This window comes from Variovorax sp. GW822-FHT04E09 (assembly GCF_058800845.1).
Genome location: NZ_JBXAMR010000005.1, coordinates 161,799 through 176,932 on the forward strand (window position 1 = coordinate 161,799; position 15,134 = coordinate 176,932).

The 15,134-nt window shown below is 68.9% G+C and carries 13 protein-coding genes; 12 read left to right on the top strand and 1 reads right to left on the bottom strand.

Annotated features, from left to right (window positions below; translation table 11 throughout):
* Positions 1-54: 54 nt before the first annotated feature.
* The 10 genes from AC1RL8_RS20950 (at position 55) to AC1RL8_RS20995 (ending at position 10,494) form a co-directional block, all read left to right on the top strand.
* Entirely contained in the window at positions 55-1,947 is a 1,893-nt protein-coding gene (locus AC1RL8_RS20950; protein WP_492686405.1) for an amidohydrolase, read from the top strand.
* Positions 1,948-1,955: 8 nt separating this feature from the next.
* Positions 1,956-2,354 (top strand): DoxX family protein, encoded by a 399-nt coding sequence (locus AC1RL8_RS20955; RefSeq protein ID WP_492686307.1) that lies wholly within the window; start codon positions 1,956-1,958, stop codon positions 2,352-2,354.
* Positions 2,347-3,930 carry an MFS transporter gene (locus AC1RL8_RS20960; protein WP_070060141.1) on the top strand — a complete coding sequence of 528 codons (1,584 nt, stop codon included), beginning with the start codon at positions 2,347-2,349 and terminating at the stop codon, positions 3,928-3,930. The genes AC1RL8_RS20955 and AC1RL8_RS20960 overlap by 8 nt, the downstream gene beginning before the upstream one ends.
* A 57-nt stretch (positions 3,931-3,987) precedes the next feature.
* Positions 3,988-4,809, top strand: coding sequence for an alpha/beta fold hydrolase (locus AC1RL8_RS20965; protein WP_492686306.1), 822 nt, complete (start codon positions 3,988-3,990; stop codon positions 4,807-4,809).
* A gap of 76 nt (positions 4,810-4,885) precedes the next feature.
* Positions 4,886-5,770, top strand: coding sequence for a diaminopimelate epimerase (gene dapF / locus AC1RL8_RS20970; RefSeq protein ID WP_492686305.1), 885 nt, complete (start codon positions 4,886-4,888; stop codon positions 5,768-5,770).
* Complete coding sequence (locus AC1RL8_RS20975; RefSeq protein WP_489059355.1) at positions 5,767-6,462, top strand: DUF484 family protein; 696 nt, start codon at positions 5,767-5,769, stop codon at positions 6,460-6,462. The genes dapF and AC1RL8_RS20975 overlap by 4 nt, the downstream gene beginning before the upstream one ends.
* A complete protein-coding gene (locus tag AC1RL8_RS20980; RefSeq protein WP_492686304.1) occupies positions 6,459-7,103 on the top strand; it encodes a YdcF family protein in 645 nt (214 codons plus the stop codon). Before AC1RL8_RS20975 ends, AC1RL8_RS20980 begins: the two co-directional genes overlap by 4 nt.
* 38 nt (positions 7,104-7,141) lie before the next feature.
* Positions 7,142-8,062 carry a tyrosine recombinase XerC gene (locus AC1RL8_RS20985; RefSeq protein WP_070060138.1) on the top strand — a complete coding sequence of 307 codons (921 nt, stop codon included), beginning with the start codon at positions 7,142-7,144 and terminating at the stop codon, positions 8,060-8,062.
* A 63-nt stretch (positions 8,063-8,125) separates the two neighbouring features.
* Positions 8,126-9,340 carry a class I SAM-dependent rRNA methyltransferase gene (locus tag AC1RL8_RS20990; RefSeq protein WP_492686303.1) on the top strand — a complete coding sequence of 405 codons (1,215 nt, stop codon included), beginning with the start codon at positions 8,126-8,128 and terminating at the stop codon, positions 9,338-9,340.
* 101 nt (positions 9,341-9,441) lie between these two features.
* The gene (locus AC1RL8_RS20995; protein WP_307695610.1) at positions 9,442-10,494 is read left to right on the top strand and encodes a CobW family GTP-binding protein; all 1,053 of its coding nucleotides are present in this window, start codon (positions 9,442-9,444) and stop codon (positions 10,492-10,494) included.
* Positions 10,495-10,566: 72 nt separating this feature from the next.
* On the opposite strand, the gene AC1RL8_RS21000 is transcribed toward AC1RL8_RS20995, so the two are convergent.
* Positions 10,567-12,084, bottom strand: a complete 1,518-nt coding sequence (locus AC1RL8_RS21000) for a YdgA family protein (RefSeq protein WP_492686302.1) — start codon at positions 12,082-12,084, stop codon at positions 10,567-10,569.
* Between the two features lie 672 nt (positions 12,085-12,756).
* On the opposite strand from AC1RL8_RS21000, the gene dksA reads away from it, so the two are divergent.
* Both dksA and AC1RL8_RS21010 read left to right on the top strand, forming a co-directional pair.
* Positions 12,757-13,422: an RNA polymerase-binding protein DksA gene (gene dksA / locus AC1RL8_RS21005; protein ID WP_489059348.1), complete on the top strand. Its 666-nt coding sequence runs from the start codon at positions 12,757-12,759 to the stop codon at positions 13,420-13,422.
* A 48-nt stretch (positions 13,423-13,470) separates the two neighbouring features.
* The gene (locus AC1RL8_RS21010; protein ID WP_307695608.1) at positions 13,471-15,120 is read left to right on the top strand and encodes an STAS domain-containing protein; all 1,650 of its coding nucleotides are present in this window, start codon (positions 13,471-13,473) and stop codon (positions 15,118-15,120) included.
* Positions 15,121-15,134 lie beyond the last annotated feature (14 nt).

Sequence of the window (15,134 nt, forward strand, 5' to 3'; positions counted from 1 at the left end):
TTCCTGGGCGCCCTCGGCGCCTTTGCAGCCACCTCCCTCGCACCCGCATCCACCATGGCCACCACCCAGACTCCCGACCTCATCCTGCGCAACGGCCGCTTCACCACGCTGGACCGTGCCAACCCCACGGCCGACGCGGTGGCCATCAAGGACGGCCGCTTCATCCGCGTGGGCCGCGCCGAAGACGTGCTGCCGCTGGCCGGCAGCCAGACCCGCGTGATCGACCTGCAGGGCCGGCGCGTGCTGCCGGGCCTCATCGACAACCACCTGCACATCATTCGCGGCGGCCTGAACTACAACATGGAGCTGCGCTGGGACGGCGTGAAGAGCCTGGCCGATGCCATGGGCATGCTCAAGCGCCAGGTGGCGATCACGCCCGCGCCGCAGTGGGTGCGCGTGGTGGGCGGCTTCACCGAGCACCAGTTCGTCGAGAAGCGCCTGCCGACCCTGGCCGAGCTGAACGCGGTGGCGCCCGACACGCCGGTGTTCATCCTGCACCTGTACGACCGCGCACTGCTCAACGGCGCCGCGCTGCGCGCCGTGGGCTACACCAAGGACACGCCCGCGCCGCCCGGCGGCGAGATCGTGCGCGACAGCGCCGGCAACCCCACGGGCCTGCTGCTGGCCAAGCCGAACGCGGCCATCCTGTACGCCACGCTGGCCAAGGGGCCGAAGCTGCCCTTCGACTACCAGCTCAATTCCACGCGCCACTTCATGCGCGAGCTCAACCGCCTGGGCGTGACCGGCGCCATCGACGCGGGCGGCGGCAACCAGAACTACCCCGACGACTATGAAGTGATCCAGAAGCTGCACGACGACGGGCAGCTCACGATCCGCCTGGCCTACAACCTCTTCACGCAAAAGCCCAAGGCCGAGAAGGACGACTTCCTCAACTGGACGGCCAACTCCAGATACAAGCAGGGCGACGACTACTTCCGCCACAACGGCGCGGGCGAGATGCTGGTGTTCTCGGCGGCCGACTTCGAAGATTTCCGCCAGCCGCGCCCCGACATGGCGCCCGAGATGGAAGGCGACCTCGAAGGCGTGGTGCGCATCCTGGCGCAGAACCGCTGGCCCTGGCGCATGCACGCGACCTACGACGAAACCATCAGCCGCTCGCTCGACGTGTTCGAGAAGGTCAACAAGGACACGCCGCTGGCCGGCCTGAACTGGTTCTTCGACCATGCCGAGACGATTTCCGAGAAGTCGATGGACCGCATCGCCGCGCTCGGCGGCGGCGTGGCGGTGCAGCACCGCATGGCCTACCAGGGCGAGTATTTCGTGGAGCGCTACGGCCCCGGCGCGGCCGAGGCCACGCCGCCGGTCAAGAAGATGCTGGAGCGCGGCCTGAAGGTGTCGGCTGGCACCGACGCGACGCGCGTGGCCTCGTACAACCCGTGGGTGTCGCTGTCGTGGCTGGTCACGGGCAAGACGGTGGGCGGCATGCAGCTGTACCCGCAGCGCAACTGCCTGGACCGCGAGGCCGCGCTGCGCATGTGGACCGAGAACGTCACCTGGTTCTCGAACGAGGAAGGCAAGAAGGGCCGCATCCAGGAAGGCCAGCTCGCCGACCTGGTGGTGCCCGATCGCGACTTCTTCGCCTGCGCCGAATCGGAGATTGCGGACACCACGGCGCTGCTCACGATGGTGGGCGGCAAGGTGGTCTACGGCGCCGGCCCGTTCGCCGCGCACGACGAAGGCAGCCTGCCGCCCGCCATGCCCGACTGGTCGCCCGCGCGCACCTTCGGCGGCTATGCCGGCTGGGCCGACACCGCCGAGGGCGCGCCGCTGCAGAAGGTGATGCGCAACGCCGCGATGTCGTGCGCCTGCGCCAACGACTGCAACGTGCACGGCCACAGCCACGCGACGGCCTGGAGCAGCAAGCTGCCCATCGCCGACCTGAAGAGCTTCTGGGGCGCGCTGGGTTGCGCCTGCTGGGCGGTGTGATGAAGGCCATGCACTGGACCCTTTCGCCCGCCGTGCGCTGGATCGCCTTGCTGCTGCTGTGCGCGGCCTACCTGCAGGGCGGCCTGAACAAGGCGCTGGACTTCAACGCCGCCATCGCCGAAATGAACCACTTCGGCCTGTCGCCGGCCGGTCCGCTGGCCGTGGCGGTGATCGTGCTGGAGCTGGGCGCCGCGGCGCTCATCCTCACCGGCTTCTGGCGCTGGCTCGGCGCGCTCGCGCTGGGCGGCTTCACGCTCATGGCGACCTTCGTCGCGCTGCGTTTCTGGGAGATGCCGCTCGGGCAGGAGCGCTTCATGGCGGCCAACTCCTTCTTCGAACACTTGGGCCTGGTCGGCGGCTTCGTGCTCGTTGCCTGGCTCGACCTCAAGGAGCGCCACGATGACTGAGCCCCAAGCCAAAGCCGCCGGCGCCTTCGCGCCGCTGCGCCAGCCGGTCTTTGCCGTGCTGTGGGCCGCCACGGTGCTGGGCAACATCGGCAGCTTCATGCGCGACGTGGCCAGCTCGTGGCTGGTGACCGACCTGTCGGCCAGCCCGACGGCCGTGGCGCTGATCCAGACGGCGGCGACGCTGCCGATCTTCTTGCTGGCGATTCCGGCGGGGGTGCTGTCGGACATCCTCGACCGCCGGCGCTTCCTGATCTTCGTGCAGGTGCTGCTGGCCGCGGTGAGCGGCACGCTGCTGGTGCTCTCGCACACGGGCACGCTCACGGTCGAGTACCTGATCGCGCTGACCTTCGTGGGCGGCATCGGCGCGGCGCTCATGGGGCCGACCTGGCAGTCGATCGTGCCGGAGCTGGTGCCGCGCAGCGAGCTCAAGGGCGCGGTGGCGCTGAACTCGCTGGGCATCAACATCGCGCGCTCCATCGGGCCCGCGGCGGGCGGGCTGATCCTGGCGAGCTTCGGCGCGGCCGCCACCTACGGGCTGGACGTGCTGAGCTACGTGTTCGTGATCGCGGCGCTCTTGTGGTGGAAGCGCCCGGCGGCGGTGGACAGCGGGCTGTCCGAGAACTTCTTCGGCGCCTTCCGCGCCGGCCTGCGCTACACGCGGGCCAGCAAGGAGCTGCATGTGGTGCTGCTGCGCGCGGCGGTGTTCTTCCTGTTCGCTAGCTCGGTGTGGGCGCTGCTGCCGCTGGTGGCGCGCCAGATGCTCGGCGGCACGGCGAGCTTCTACGGCATCCTGCTGGGCGCCGTGGGCGCGGGCGCCATCGGCGGCGCGCTGGTGATGCCGCGGCTGCGTGCCCGGCTCGATGCCGACGGCATGCTGCTGCTGGCCTCGCTGCTCACGGCCGCGGTGATGGGCGCGCTGGTGTTCGCGCCGCCGCAATGGCTGGCGGTGCCGATGCTGGGCGTGCTGGGGCTGGGCTGGATCATTGCGCTGACCACGCTCAACGGGGTGGCGCAGTCGATCCTGCCGAACTGGGTGCGCGGGCGCGGGCTGGCCGTGTACCTCACGGTGTTCAACGGCGCCATGGCCGCCGGCAGCCTGGGCTGGGGTCTGGTGGCGCAGCAGATCGGCGTGCCGGCCACGCTGGTGGCGGGCGCCGTGGGGCTGGTGGTGATGGGCCTGGTGTTCCATCGCGTGCGGCTGCCCGCCGGCGAGGCCGACCTGCAGGCCTCGAACCACTGGCCTGAGCCGCTGCTGGCCGAGCCGGTGGCGCACGACCGTGGGCCCGTGATGATCCAGGTCGAGTACCGCATCCGCAAGGAAGACCGGCCGGCGTTCCTCGATGCGATGAAGCGCCTGTCGCTCGAGCGCCGCCGCGACGGCGCCTACGCCTGGGGCGTGCACGAGCACACGGCCGACGCCGAGCGCGTGATGGAGTGGTTCCTCGTGGAGTCGTGGGCCGAGCACCTGCGCCAGCACCACCGCGTGTCGCACGCCGATGCCGACCTGCAGGCCGAGGCGCTGCGCTTTCACATCGGCCCGGGCAAGCCCGAGGTGCATCACTTCCTGGCGCTCTGAGCGGCGCGGATTCTTTCTCTTTCCCTTTCACCCTTTCGTCCATCTCAAGGAAAAACCATGACCACACTGACCCTTCGCGACGGCACCGAGCTCTATTACAAGGACTGGGGCAGCGGCCAGCCCATCGTCTTCAGCCACGGCTGGCCGCTGAGCGCCGACATGTGGGACGCCCAGATGCTGTTCTTCGCCGAGCGCGGCTACCGCGTCATCGCGTTCGACCGCCGCGGTTTCGGCCGCTCCAGCCAGCCCTGGACCGGCTACGACTACGACACCTTCGCCGACGACATCGCCGAGCTGATCGAAACGCTCGACCTGAAAAACGTGATCCTGGCGGGCTTCTCGATGGGCGGCGGCGACGTCACGCGCTACATCGCCCGCAAGGGCAGCGCGCGCGTGGCGAAGCTGGCGCTCATCAGCGCGGTGACGCCGCTCTTTATGAAGACGCCCGACCATCCCGTGGGCCCCGAGGCGTCGCTGTTCGTGGGCATCCGCGCCGGGCTGGCCGCCGACCGGGCGCAGTTCATCGACGACTTCAGCACGCTGTTCTACGGCACCAACCGCCCGGGCGCGAAGGTGTCGCAGGGCGTGTTCAAGCAGACGCTGCAGATCGCGCTGCAGGCCTCGATCAAGGCCACCATCGACTGCGTGACGGCGTTCTCCGAGACCGACTTTCGCCCCGACATGGCGAAGATCGACGTGCCCACGCTGGTGATCCACGGCGGCGACGACCAGGTCGTGCCCTTCGAGGCCACCGGCAAGCTGGCGGCCGAAATGATCCGGGGCAGCCAGCTCAAGCTGTACGCCGGCGCGCCGCACGCCACCTGCACCACGCACGCGGCGCAGGTCAACGCCGACCTGCTGGCGTTCATCCAGGGCTGAGGCCGGGTGTGTCGAAAGGGCCGCGCCCTGCGGCCCTTCCGGCGCGAAGGGCGGCGCCGGTGGCGATAATCCGGCGATGCGAATCCGCTTTACCAAGATGCAGGGAGCCGGCAACGATTTCGTCGTGCTGGACGAAACGCGCGGCACGCTGGGCCTCACGGCCGCGCAGTACCGCTTCCTGGCCGACCGCCATTTCGGCGTCGGCGCCGACCAGATCCTCACGGTGCGCCCGTCGCCCGCTGCAGGCATCGACTTCCAGTACGTGATCCACAACGCCGACGGCGGCGAGGTGGAGCAGTGCGGCAACGGGGCGCGCTGCTTCATGCGCTTCGTGAGCGAGCACGGCCTGACCGAGAAGAAAGACGTGCGCGTGCAGACGCTGGCCGGCGTGATCGAACCCCGCATGGGCGACGACGGCCGCGTGACGGTCGACATGGGCGCCCCGGTCTTCGAGCCGGCGCGCGTGCCCTTCGACACGGCCGGGCTCGACCCGCAGCACGAAGGCGCGTGGCAGACCTGGCACCTGGCGCTGGGCACCCGGGCCGGAAGCGCTATCGTTTCGGTAGCGGTGCTGTCCATGGGCAACCCGCACGCGGTGCAGGTGGTCGACAACGTCGACACCGCGCCGGTGGCCGAGCAGGGCCCGCAGATCGAGCACCACCCGCGTTTTCCGCAGCGCGTGAACGCGGGCTTCATGCAGGTGGTCGACCGCACCCACATCAAGCTGCGGGTGTTCGAGCGCGGCGCCGGCGAAACGCTGGCCTGCGGCACGGGCGCCTGCGCGGCCGTGGTGGCGGGCATCCGCCTGGGGCTGCTGGATTCCCGCGTCGACGTGCAGACGCACGGCGGCATTCTCACGATCGAGTGGCAGGGCGACGGCCGGCCGGTGCTCATGACAGGACCGGCCACGACGGTGTTCGAGGGCGAGATCGACGTGCCCGACATTTCGGAACAGCCATGACCCCATTCACCCACGACAACAACGCCATGAACCCGATCACCGAAGACGACATCGCGAACTACCTGTCGAACACCCCCGACTTCTTCGAGCGCCACGCCCAGCTGCTGGCGCAGGTGCAGCTCACCAGCCCGCACGGCAACCGCGCCGTGAGCCTGCAGGAGCGCCAGGCCGAGATGCTGCGCGAGAAGATCAAGGCGCTGGAGCACCGCCTGATGGACATGGTGCGCCACGGCACCGAAAACGTGGTCATCGCCGACCGCCTGCAGCGCTGGACCAAGGGCCTGCTGACCACGCGCGACCCGCGCAGCCTGCCGTACCGCATCGCGGTCGACCTGCAGTCGCTGTTCCTGGTGCCGCAAACGGCCATCAAGGTGTGGGACTGCGGCACCGAGTACCTGAATGAAGCCTATGCCCAGTGGGTGAGCGACGACGTGAAGGCGCTGGCCACCTCGCTCACTTCGCCGTACTGCGGGCTCAATGCGGGCTTCGAGGCGGCCAACTGGCTGCCCGAGCCGCAGGGCGCCGCGTCGATCGCGCTGATTCCGCTGCGCGCCGATGCCGAATCGCCGGCCTTCGGCCTGCTGGTGCTGGCCTCGCCGGACGCGCAGCGCTTCAACGCCGAAATGGGCACGGACTTTCTCGAGCGCATCGCCGAGCTGTCGTCGGGCGCGCTGTCGCGGCTGCGCCCTTGAGCCGTTCCGCGCGAAGCGGGTGGCGCCGCCGGCCTTGGCTGACCGGCCTGTGCGTGGTCTTGCTGGCCGGCGTGCTGACGTATGCCGCCATCGCGGGCGTGATCTGGCAACGCGCCGAAGCCGCACTGGCCAGCCCGATGCCGCGCGCGGCTGATGTGGCGCTGGTGCTGGGCAACCGCGCCTACCTCGACGGCAAGCCGAACCCTTGCCTCACGGGCCGGGTCGACCAGGGCATCGTGCTGGCGCGCGCGGGTCGCGCGCAGACGCTGGTGTTCTCGGGCGGCGTCGACGTGGAAGACGGCCGCATCGAGGCCGAGGTGATGCGCGACCACGCCACGGCCGAGGGCTACACGGGGCCGATGGTGCTGGAGTCGGTGTCGTCGTCCACGCGCGCCAACCTGTCGCTGTCGCGCACGGTGCTGGAGGCCAAGGGCGTGCGCAGCGTGATCATCGTGTCGGAGCCGTACCACCTGTGGCGCATCGAACGCCTGGTGCGTGCCAGCGGCTTCGACCAGGCCTTCGACGTGCAGTACGCCGCTGCGCCCACCTCGTGCTGGCGCCGCTGGGGCATGCTGTTCAAGGGCGCGTTGCGTGAGCCGGCCGCCATCGTGAACAATGCGTCGCTGGGCTATCTGTTCTAGCTAACGGGCTCGGGCGCCGCACGGAGCACGACGACACCATGGAATGGATCGACAAATACCTCGAACACGTGCGCGTGGAGCGTCGGCTCGCGCCGCGCACGGTCGAGCTGTATGCCTTCCATCTGCGCGCGCTGACCGACCACGCGGCCGAGGCCAACCTGCCGCTGGACCGCGTGCAGACCGCCCACATCCGCCGCTGGATGGCGCAGCTGCACAGCGCCGGGCGCGAGCCGCGCGGCATTGCGCTGGTGCTGTCGTGCTGGCGCAGCTTCTACCGCTGGCTCGGCCATGAAGGGCTGATCGGCTTCAACCCGGTGCAGGACGTGCACGCGCCCAAGGCGGGCCGCCCGCTGCCGAAGGCGCTGGGCGTGGACGACGCGGTGCGCCTGGCCGAGCTGTACGACCCCGAGGCCGACCCCTGGACCGAAGCGCGCGACGGCGCCATCGTCGAAATGCTCTATGGCTGCGGCTTGCGCGTGAGCGAGCTCACGGGGCTCGACGCCCAGGCCAGCGCCACGGCGCTCGGCTGGGTCGACCTCGACGCCATGGAAGCCCACGTGCTCGGCAAGGGCAGCAAGCGGCGCAGCGTGCCCGTGGGCAGCAAGGCGGCCGAGGCGCTGCGCGACTGGCTCGCGGTGCGCGGCGAGCGCCAGGAGCCGGCGCTGTTCGTCAGCGCGCGCGGCGCGCGCATGTCGTCGCAGGCCGTGTGGAAGCTGCTGCGCGAGCGCAGCCTGAAGGCCGGCCTGGCCGCGCCGGTGCATCCGCACATGCTGCGTCACTCGTTCGCGAGCCACGTGCTGCAGTCGAGCAGCGACCTGCGCGCGGTGCAGGAGCTGCTGGGCCATGCCAACATCGCGACCACGCAGGTCTACACGCGGCTGGATTTCCAGCACCTGGCCAAGGTCTACGACGCGGCGCATCCGCGCGCCAAGGCCCGGCCGGACAAGGACGGCAAGTAGCCTCGCCATCCGTCGCCTGCCTCGTTTTCTTTCGTCTTTCATTTCTTCTTTCATTCATCTCCCATGAAAACCCTCCGCCTCAAGCCGGGCAAGGAGCGCTCGCTCCAACGCCGCCATCCCTGGGTCTTCGAATCCGCCATTGCGCGCGGCGGCGCGGACTCGGGGGAAACGGTGCGCGTGGAGTCGCACGACGGCCACTTTCTCGCGTGGGCGGCCTTCGGCCCCACCTCCAAGATCCGGGCACGGGCCTGGAGCTTTGACGAGAAGCAGCGCATCGACGCTGCTTTTTTTTCCACGGTCTGTGCGCGCGCGGTGCATGCGCGCGGCCTGTTCGACCTGCAGAGTGACGGCGTGCGGCTGGTGCACGGCGAGGCCGACGGCCTGCCGGGGCTGATCGTCGACCGCTACGGCGACACGCTGGTGGCGCAGTTTTTGTCGGCCGGCGTGGAGCGCTGGAAAGACGTGCTGGCCGATGCGCTGCTCAAGGCCACGGGGCTCTCCAGGCTGTATGAGCGCTCCGACGCCAGCGGCCGCGAGCGCGAGGGCCTGAAGCCCGTCACGGGCTGGCTGCGCGGCGAGGGGCCCACCCAGATCACCATCCGCGAACACGGCTGGCAGCTGTCGCTGGACATCGCCACCGGCCACAAGACCGGCTTCTACCTCGACCAGCGCGACAGCCGCCAGCGCTTTGCCGAGCTGGCGCAGCACCGGCGCTTCCGGCGCGTGCTCAACTGTTTTTGCTACACGGGCGGCTTCACCGTGGCGGCGCTCGCGGGCCTGAAGGCGGCCGGGGCGCTCGAGGGCGCCTCGCTGGTGTCGGTCGATTCGTCGCAGCCCGCGCTCGAACGGGCGCGCGCGCACCTGGCGCTCAACGGCTTCGAAGGGCAGGGCATTGCGACGGAGTTTCTCGACGCCAACGTGAACACGGTGCTGCGCGAGTTCATCGACCAGGGCCGCACCTTCGACGCCATCGTGCTCGACCCGCCGAAGTTTGCGCCCACGGTGGCGCACGCCGAGCGCGCCGCGCGTGCCTACAAGGACATCAACCGCCTGGCGCTCAAGCTGCTGGAGCCGGGCGGCGTGCTGCTCACCTTTTCCTGCTCGGGCGGCATCAGCGCCGACCTGTTCCACAAGATCGTGGCCTCGGCGGGGCTCGATGCCGGCGTGGACGGCTACATCGCCGAACGCCTGGGCGCCGCGCCCGACCACCCGATGACCATCGAGTTCCCGGAAGGGGAGTACCTGAAGGGGCTGGTGGTGGTGAGAAAGCCTCTGTGAACGAGGGCTTGACCCCGTCGGCAACGCAACTCAGTGGCATTGGCTAAACTGCCCGCCAATCCCCCGCCTTTTTCTGTTTTCCGTTTCCGGAGCACTTTTCCATGGCCCTCATTCCCGCGACCATCCTGACCGGCTTTCTCGGCTCGGGCAAAACCACGCTGCTCAAGCGCATCCTGACCGAGGCCCATGGCCAGAAGATCGCGGTCATCGAGAACGAGTTCGGCGAGGAGAACATCGACAGCGACATCCTCGTGACCGAGTCGAAGGAGCAGATCGTGCAGATGAGCAACGGCTGCGTCTGCTGCACCATCCGCGAAGACCTGCGCGAAGCGCTGCAGCTGCTGGCCGCCAAGAAGCGCCAGGGCCTGCTCGACTTCGACCGCGTGGTGATCGAGACCACCGGCCTGGCCGACCCCGGCCCGGTGGCCCAGACCTTCTTCATGGACGACGAGATCGCCGAGAGCTACCTGCTCGACTCGATCCTCACGCTGGTCGACGCCAAGCATGCGCCCCAGCAGCTCAACGACCGCCAGGAAGCGCGCCGCCAGGTGGGCTTTGCAGACCAGATCTTCATCAGCAAGAGCGAGCTGGTGTCGGCCGAAGAGACCGATGCGCTCATTCACCGCCTGAAGCACATGAACCCGCGCGCGCCGCAGCAGAAGGCGCACTTCGGCGACGTGCCGCTGAAGGACATCTTCGACCTGCGCGGCTTCAACCTGAACGCCAAGCTGGACATCGACCCCGACTTCCTGAAGGAAGACGACCACGATCACCACGACCATGACCACGCGCATGGCGAGGCGTGCGACCACCCCTCGCACAAGCACGAGGGCCACGGTCACCATCACCACACCGATGACGACGTGAAGAGCTTCGTCTACAAGGCCGACCGGCCTTTCGACCCGGCCAAGCTCGAAGACTTCCTGGGCGCCATCGTGAACATCTACGGCCCGCGCATGCTGCGCTACAAGGGCGTGCTGAACATGAAGGGCACCGAGCGCAAGGTGATCTTCCAGGGCGTGCACCAGCTCATGGGCAGCGACCTGGGCCCGGAGTGGGGCAAGGACGAGGCGCGCCAGAGCCGCATGGTGTTCATCGGCATCGAGCTGCCGCGCGAAATTCTGGAGCAGGGGCTGGAGCAGTGCCTGGTCTGAGTACGCCCGCTTGAAACGAAAAAACGGCGCCGACCGAGAGGTCAGCGCCGTTTTTCATGGGGCAGACAACGGCTACTTGCCGAAATTCCCCATCGGCTTGCCTAGGAGCTTGAGCTGGCCTTCGCTGAACTCGACCTGGCTGACCACGTCGTCGCCTGCGCGCTTCACGTAGCCGTTCTGCTCGGCCTGTTCGATCAGGCCCGCGACCATTTCAGGCGGTGGCAGCTGGCCGCTCTCGGCGCCGGTTTCGGCCAGCTTCTCGATCCACTTCACGGGCACGCGCGCGTTGGCCTTGAGCACGCCGCGCTGGAGCACCAGCGCGTTGCCGGGCAGCTTCAGGTCTTCGTCGGTCACGCCGGCGAGGGCCACGGAGTAGCTGAGTTCGGCGCTCTTGCCGCCGATTTCGATCAGCATGCGGTCCAGGCCTGCTTCGGGGCTGTGCTTGGCCATGGCCTTGAGGTCGGGGGCGAGCTGCTTGATCAGCGCCTGCATCGCGTCCTTCTGGCCCTTGCTGCGCTGGCCGCAACCCGCGCCGTCGGTCGACTGCAGCCAGGCGTCGGCCAGCTTCTTGTAGCCGGCCGCCTGGATGCGGCGTGCGCTGCTGGCGATCTCGAACTTGTCGATGGTGGTCTCGTTGACCTTGCCCTTGCCCTTGAAGGCGCCTGCGGAGGCGTACAGGCCGTCCTTGATGGTGGCTTCGCCGGTCAGGTCGATGCTTTGCAATAGCACCTTGATCGCCTTGGCAGGGGCGGAGCCCTCGCCGCCGGGGACCAGGCCCTTGGGCGCGTTCAGCTCGAAGCTGTCGAGACGTCCTTCGGACTTGCCGGTGGCCAGGAGCCAGCCGGCGCTGCCGTCCATGTCGGCCTTGGCGGTGAACTTGCCCATCTTGACCTGCACGCCCTTGGAGGCGGTGTTGACGTCCAGGCCGGGCATCGTCATGTCGTAGCGCAGGTGGGTGCGGGCCGCGTTCATGTCCAGGCGGGCCTGTGCGCCTTGCCAGGCGAACTCGCCCTTGCCTTCTTCGGCCAACTTCGCGGGCGCGACGGTGAGGTCGCTGGTGAAGCCGCCGCCGAAGCCGACCTTGGTGTGCGCGGTCAGCGGCTTGGCCTTGCCGAACAGCTTTTCGGCCTCGGCCTGCGCCTTGGCGTCGAGCACCAGCTCGCTGTCGATGACGGCCGCGGCCAGCGTGGCGCCGGCGATCGGGCCGTGGCGGATGGTGTCGCGGAAGGTGATGCGCACGGGCTTGGGCGGGGTGGCCACGGCGTCGCTGTCGTCTTCGCTCGGCTCTTCTTCCTCACCTTCGGTCGTGGCCTGGGCGACGTCGGCCGTGGCTGCGGCCGGTGCCGATGCGGCAGGGGCGGTGGCGGCTTCGGCCGGGCAGCCCAGCTCGAGCGTCACCGTGCTCACGGCGCCGAAGAAGTTGCGCTCGTAGCTGCGCTCGATCACGCGCACCAGCGCGGTCTGCTTCGGCAGTTCGCCCAGGGCGACGTCGTAGCTCGATTTGATCTGCGTGCCGGCCCACCAGGTGCTGCCGCCGTAGGCGACGGCGATGGCCGCGGCCAGGACTCCCAATACTGCTTTCTTGCTCAAGATTTCTTTCCGATCAGTTGTATTTGAATGGCGGGTGCGGCGCCTCCCGGCGCGCACACCGTGCCTGCGCCGCCTCCTCCGGCGGCGCCGCAAGATGCTAACGGAGCAGGGCAGTGCGGTACCCCATGGCGCTGCGTTTCGAGTTCTCTATACAATCGCGCGCCTGTTCCGGGAGCCATGCTTCGTCCACAGGGGCGAGATATGACTTACGGCACGGGGCGCCAAGGGTTTTTGGCGGGCTTTCGGGGGTATAACCCCGGGGTTCGCCCACCTGCGGACGCCCCCCGACACGTGGAGCCCGCGCGGCCTGACACCCGCAACGACTCCCTTGGGAGGAGACACCCAGTGAAAGCGCGTTCCAGTTCGTACAAGGAGCCAGTCACCGTGAAGAAACCCGCCGTCAAGGCCACGCCAGCCACCAAGCCCGCCGCAAAGAAGGCGCCGGCTGCGAAGGCTGTACCCGCGGCGAAGAAGGTTTCCGCCACCGCTGCTGCTGCACCTGCCGCGAAAGAGAAAAGCGCTGCCAAAAAGCCTGCGGCAACCCCGGCCAAGACCGGGACCGTGGCTGCCAAGAAGTCCGCCAAGCCCGCAACGAAATCCGCGGGCGCGGCGCCTACGTCATCCCAACCGGTCGGCCGTCCTGCGGCCACCCTTTCTGCTCCCCCGACCCCCATGAAAAAAACGGCTGCCGCCTCTTCTTCCGCCCCGGCGACACCCTCGATCCCCGCTACGCCCGCTCCCGCCGCGCGTGGTGGCCGCGTGTCCCGGCTGTCGCAACTCACCGTGCCCTCGATGCCGCAATCCGTGGCCTCGACCGCCGCCAAATCCAGCTTCTCGCAGGCACCTTCCACCGCGCTGGTGCCGCCGCCGCCCCTGGCCGTCAAGAAAGACCCGAAGCTGGCCAACAACTGGAAGACCAAGACGCCCGCCGAGATGAGCGACGCCGAGGTCATCGCGATGCCTGACGACGAGTACATGAACGACAAGCAGATGGCGTTCTTCCGTCTGAAGCTCGAAGAACTCAAGCGCGGCATCCTCGAGAACGCCGGTGAAACCACCGAGCACCTGCGCGAAGACACCGTGGTCGTGCCCGACCCGGCCGACCGCGCCACCATCGAGGAAGAGCACGCGCTCGAACTGCGCACGCGCGACCGCGAGCGCAAGCTGCTCAAGAAGATCGAGCAGTCGATCCAGCGCATCGACGCCGGCGACTACGGCTACTGCGACGAGACCGGCGAGCCCATCGGCGTCGGCCGCCTGCTGGCCCGTCCGACCGCCACGCTCTCGCTCGAAGCGCAGCAGCGCCGCGAGCTCAAGCAGAAAATGTTCGGGGATTGAACGGCTGCACGGTAGAACGGAACCCGCGCTTTCGATAACCTTCTCTGAATGCCAAAGGAAGAGTCAGGCCGCCTTTTCTCGAAGGTGGCCAAGTTCGTTCGAAATCCCCTGAAAGACTGGTCGGAGCTGGACACGCCGTCCTCCGACTCGTCGCTGCCCGAGCAGACCTACAGCCGCGAGATGCTGAAGGAAATGATCGAGCGGCGCCAGCGCAACGACTTCGTGCGCCGCCGCGAGTTCGACATGCTGCGCAAGCTGCGCCAGCGCGAGGCAGCGGCCCATGCCTTCGAGGCGACGGTCACGCCGTCGTCGTTCAACCTCAACAGCACCTCCGAAAAATCCGAAGGCCGCGCACTCACGCTCAAGAAGATCGACGAGATCGAAGAGCAGATGTCGCAGCAGTGGTGGAAGGGCCGCGGGCCGAACGGCGAGACGCTGGTCAATCCGCCGCCCGACGCGGGCGCTGAAACGCTGCCGCCGGTCGACAGTGGTGGCGATCAGTTGCCGGCTGAGCCGGCTGCTTCTGCGTCCGTGGCCGCAGCGCCAGAGGTTGCTGCCACCGCAGCTGTCCCCGCGCCTCAGCCGTCCCGGCTCGCGCATGACGGCGCGCTCGAAGAAGCGGTGATCCGCTTCGCGCACGGCGACGACACCGGCGCCGAGGCCATCCTGCTGCAGGCGCTGGCCGCCGAAAGTGCGTTCGCCGCCGACGACGCGACCGCAGCCGTCACGCTGGAGCGCGACGACGCCCGCTGGCGCGCGCTGTTCGACCTGTACCGCGCCACCGGCGATGCCGCCAAGTTCGCGGCCGCCCGCATGCGCTATGCGCAGCGCATGAAGCGCATGGGTCCTGACTGGGTTTCGCTCGACGAACTCGCGCGCAGCGTGAAGGCCGTCACCGCCAGCGAAGACGCCGAGGCGGCCTCCGACACGACGGGCGCCGCCGACTGGGCCAGCCCCGCGCACCTGACGCGCGAGGGGCTCATGGCGCTCACGCGCGCGCTCTCGCAGGCCGGCATGGTCTGGACGCTCGACTGGCGCGCGCTCACCGAGATCGATCCGCCGGCCGCCGCGCCGCTGCGCATCCTGTTCGCGCACTGGTCCGATTCGCCGGTGCAGCTGCGCTTCTTCGGCGCCTCGCAGCTCATGGCCGTGCTGGCCGCGGCCACGCCCAACAACGAGCGCCATCCCGACGACGCCTGGTGGCAGCTGCGCCTCGCGGCGCTGCGCATGATGCACCTGCCCGACGACTTCGAGCTGGTGGCGCTCAACTACTGCATCACCTACGAGGTGTCGCCGCCGTCCTGGCAGGACCCGAAGGGCGAGTGCACCTCGCTGGCCGCGCCGCCGGCGAGCCGGCCGAGTTCGGTCTGGTCGCTGCTGTCGGTCGGGGGCGATTCCGAGAGCTTCCCGTCCACCGACAGCGGCTTTGCCGCGCTGGCGGGCGACCTGCGCGGCGATTCGCTGTCGTGCTGGCAGCGCCTGGACCACGACCTGCGCCACACGACGGCGCCGGTCATCTCGTGCGCGGCCCTGCTGCGCATGGACCTGACGGCGGCCGGCACGCTGTTGAGCTGGGTCCGCGAGCGCGATGCGAACGGCGAGCGGGTGCAGTTCGTCGATGCGCACCGGCTGATTGCCGCGCTGTTCGGGCTGATCGGCATCACCGACCACGCCACGGTCGCCGTCCGCAAGAACTGACCCCGCCACAGGGG

Excerpts from the sequence above, each read along its gene's own strand:
- AC1RL8_RS20950 (WP_492686405.1), top strand. The coding sequence starts at position 55 with ATGGCCACCACCCAGACTCCCGACCTCATCCTGCGCAACGGCCGCTTC.
- AC1RL8_RS20955 (WP_492686307.1), top strand. The coding sequence starts at position 1,956 with ATGCACTGGACCCTTTCGCCCGCCGTGCGCTGGATCGCCTTGCTGCTG.
- AC1RL8_RS20960 (WP_070060141.1), top strand. The coding sequence starts at position 2,347 with ATGACTGAGCCCCAAGCCAAAGCCGCCGGCGCCTTCGCGCCGCTGCGC.
- AC1RL8_RS20965 (WP_492686306.1), top strand. The coding sequence starts at position 3,988 with ATGACCACACTGACCCTTCGCGACGGCACCGAGCTCTATTACAAGGAC.
- dapF (WP_492686305.1), top strand. The coding sequence starts at position 4,886 with ATGCGAATCCGCTTTACCAAGATGCAGGGAGCCGGCAACGATTTCGTC.
- AC1RL8_RS20975 (WP_489059355.1), top strand. The coding sequence starts at position 5,767 with ATGACCCCATTCACCCACGACAACAACGCCATGAACCCGATCACCGAA.
- AC1RL8_RS20985 (WP_070060138.1), top strand. The coding sequence starts at position 7,142 with ATGGAATGGATCGACAAATACCTCGAACACGTGCGCGTGGAGCGTCGG.
- AC1RL8_RS20990 (WP_492686303.1), top strand. The coding sequence starts at position 8,126 with ATGAAAACCCTCCGCCTCAAGCCGGGCAAGGAGCGCTCGCTCCAACGC.
- AC1RL8_RS20995 (WP_307695610.1), top strand. The coding sequence starts at position 9,442 with ATGGCCCTCATTCCCGCGACCATCCTGACCGGCTTTCTCGGCTCGGGC.
- dksA (WP_489059348.1), top strand. The coding sequence starts at position 12,757 with ATGAAAAAAACGGCTGCCGCCTCTTCTTCCGCCCCGGCGACACCCTCG.
- AC1RL8_RS21010 (WP_307695608.1), top strand. The coding sequence starts at position 13,471 with ATGCCAAAGGAAGAGTCAGGCCGCCTTTTCTCGAAGGTGGCCAAGTTC.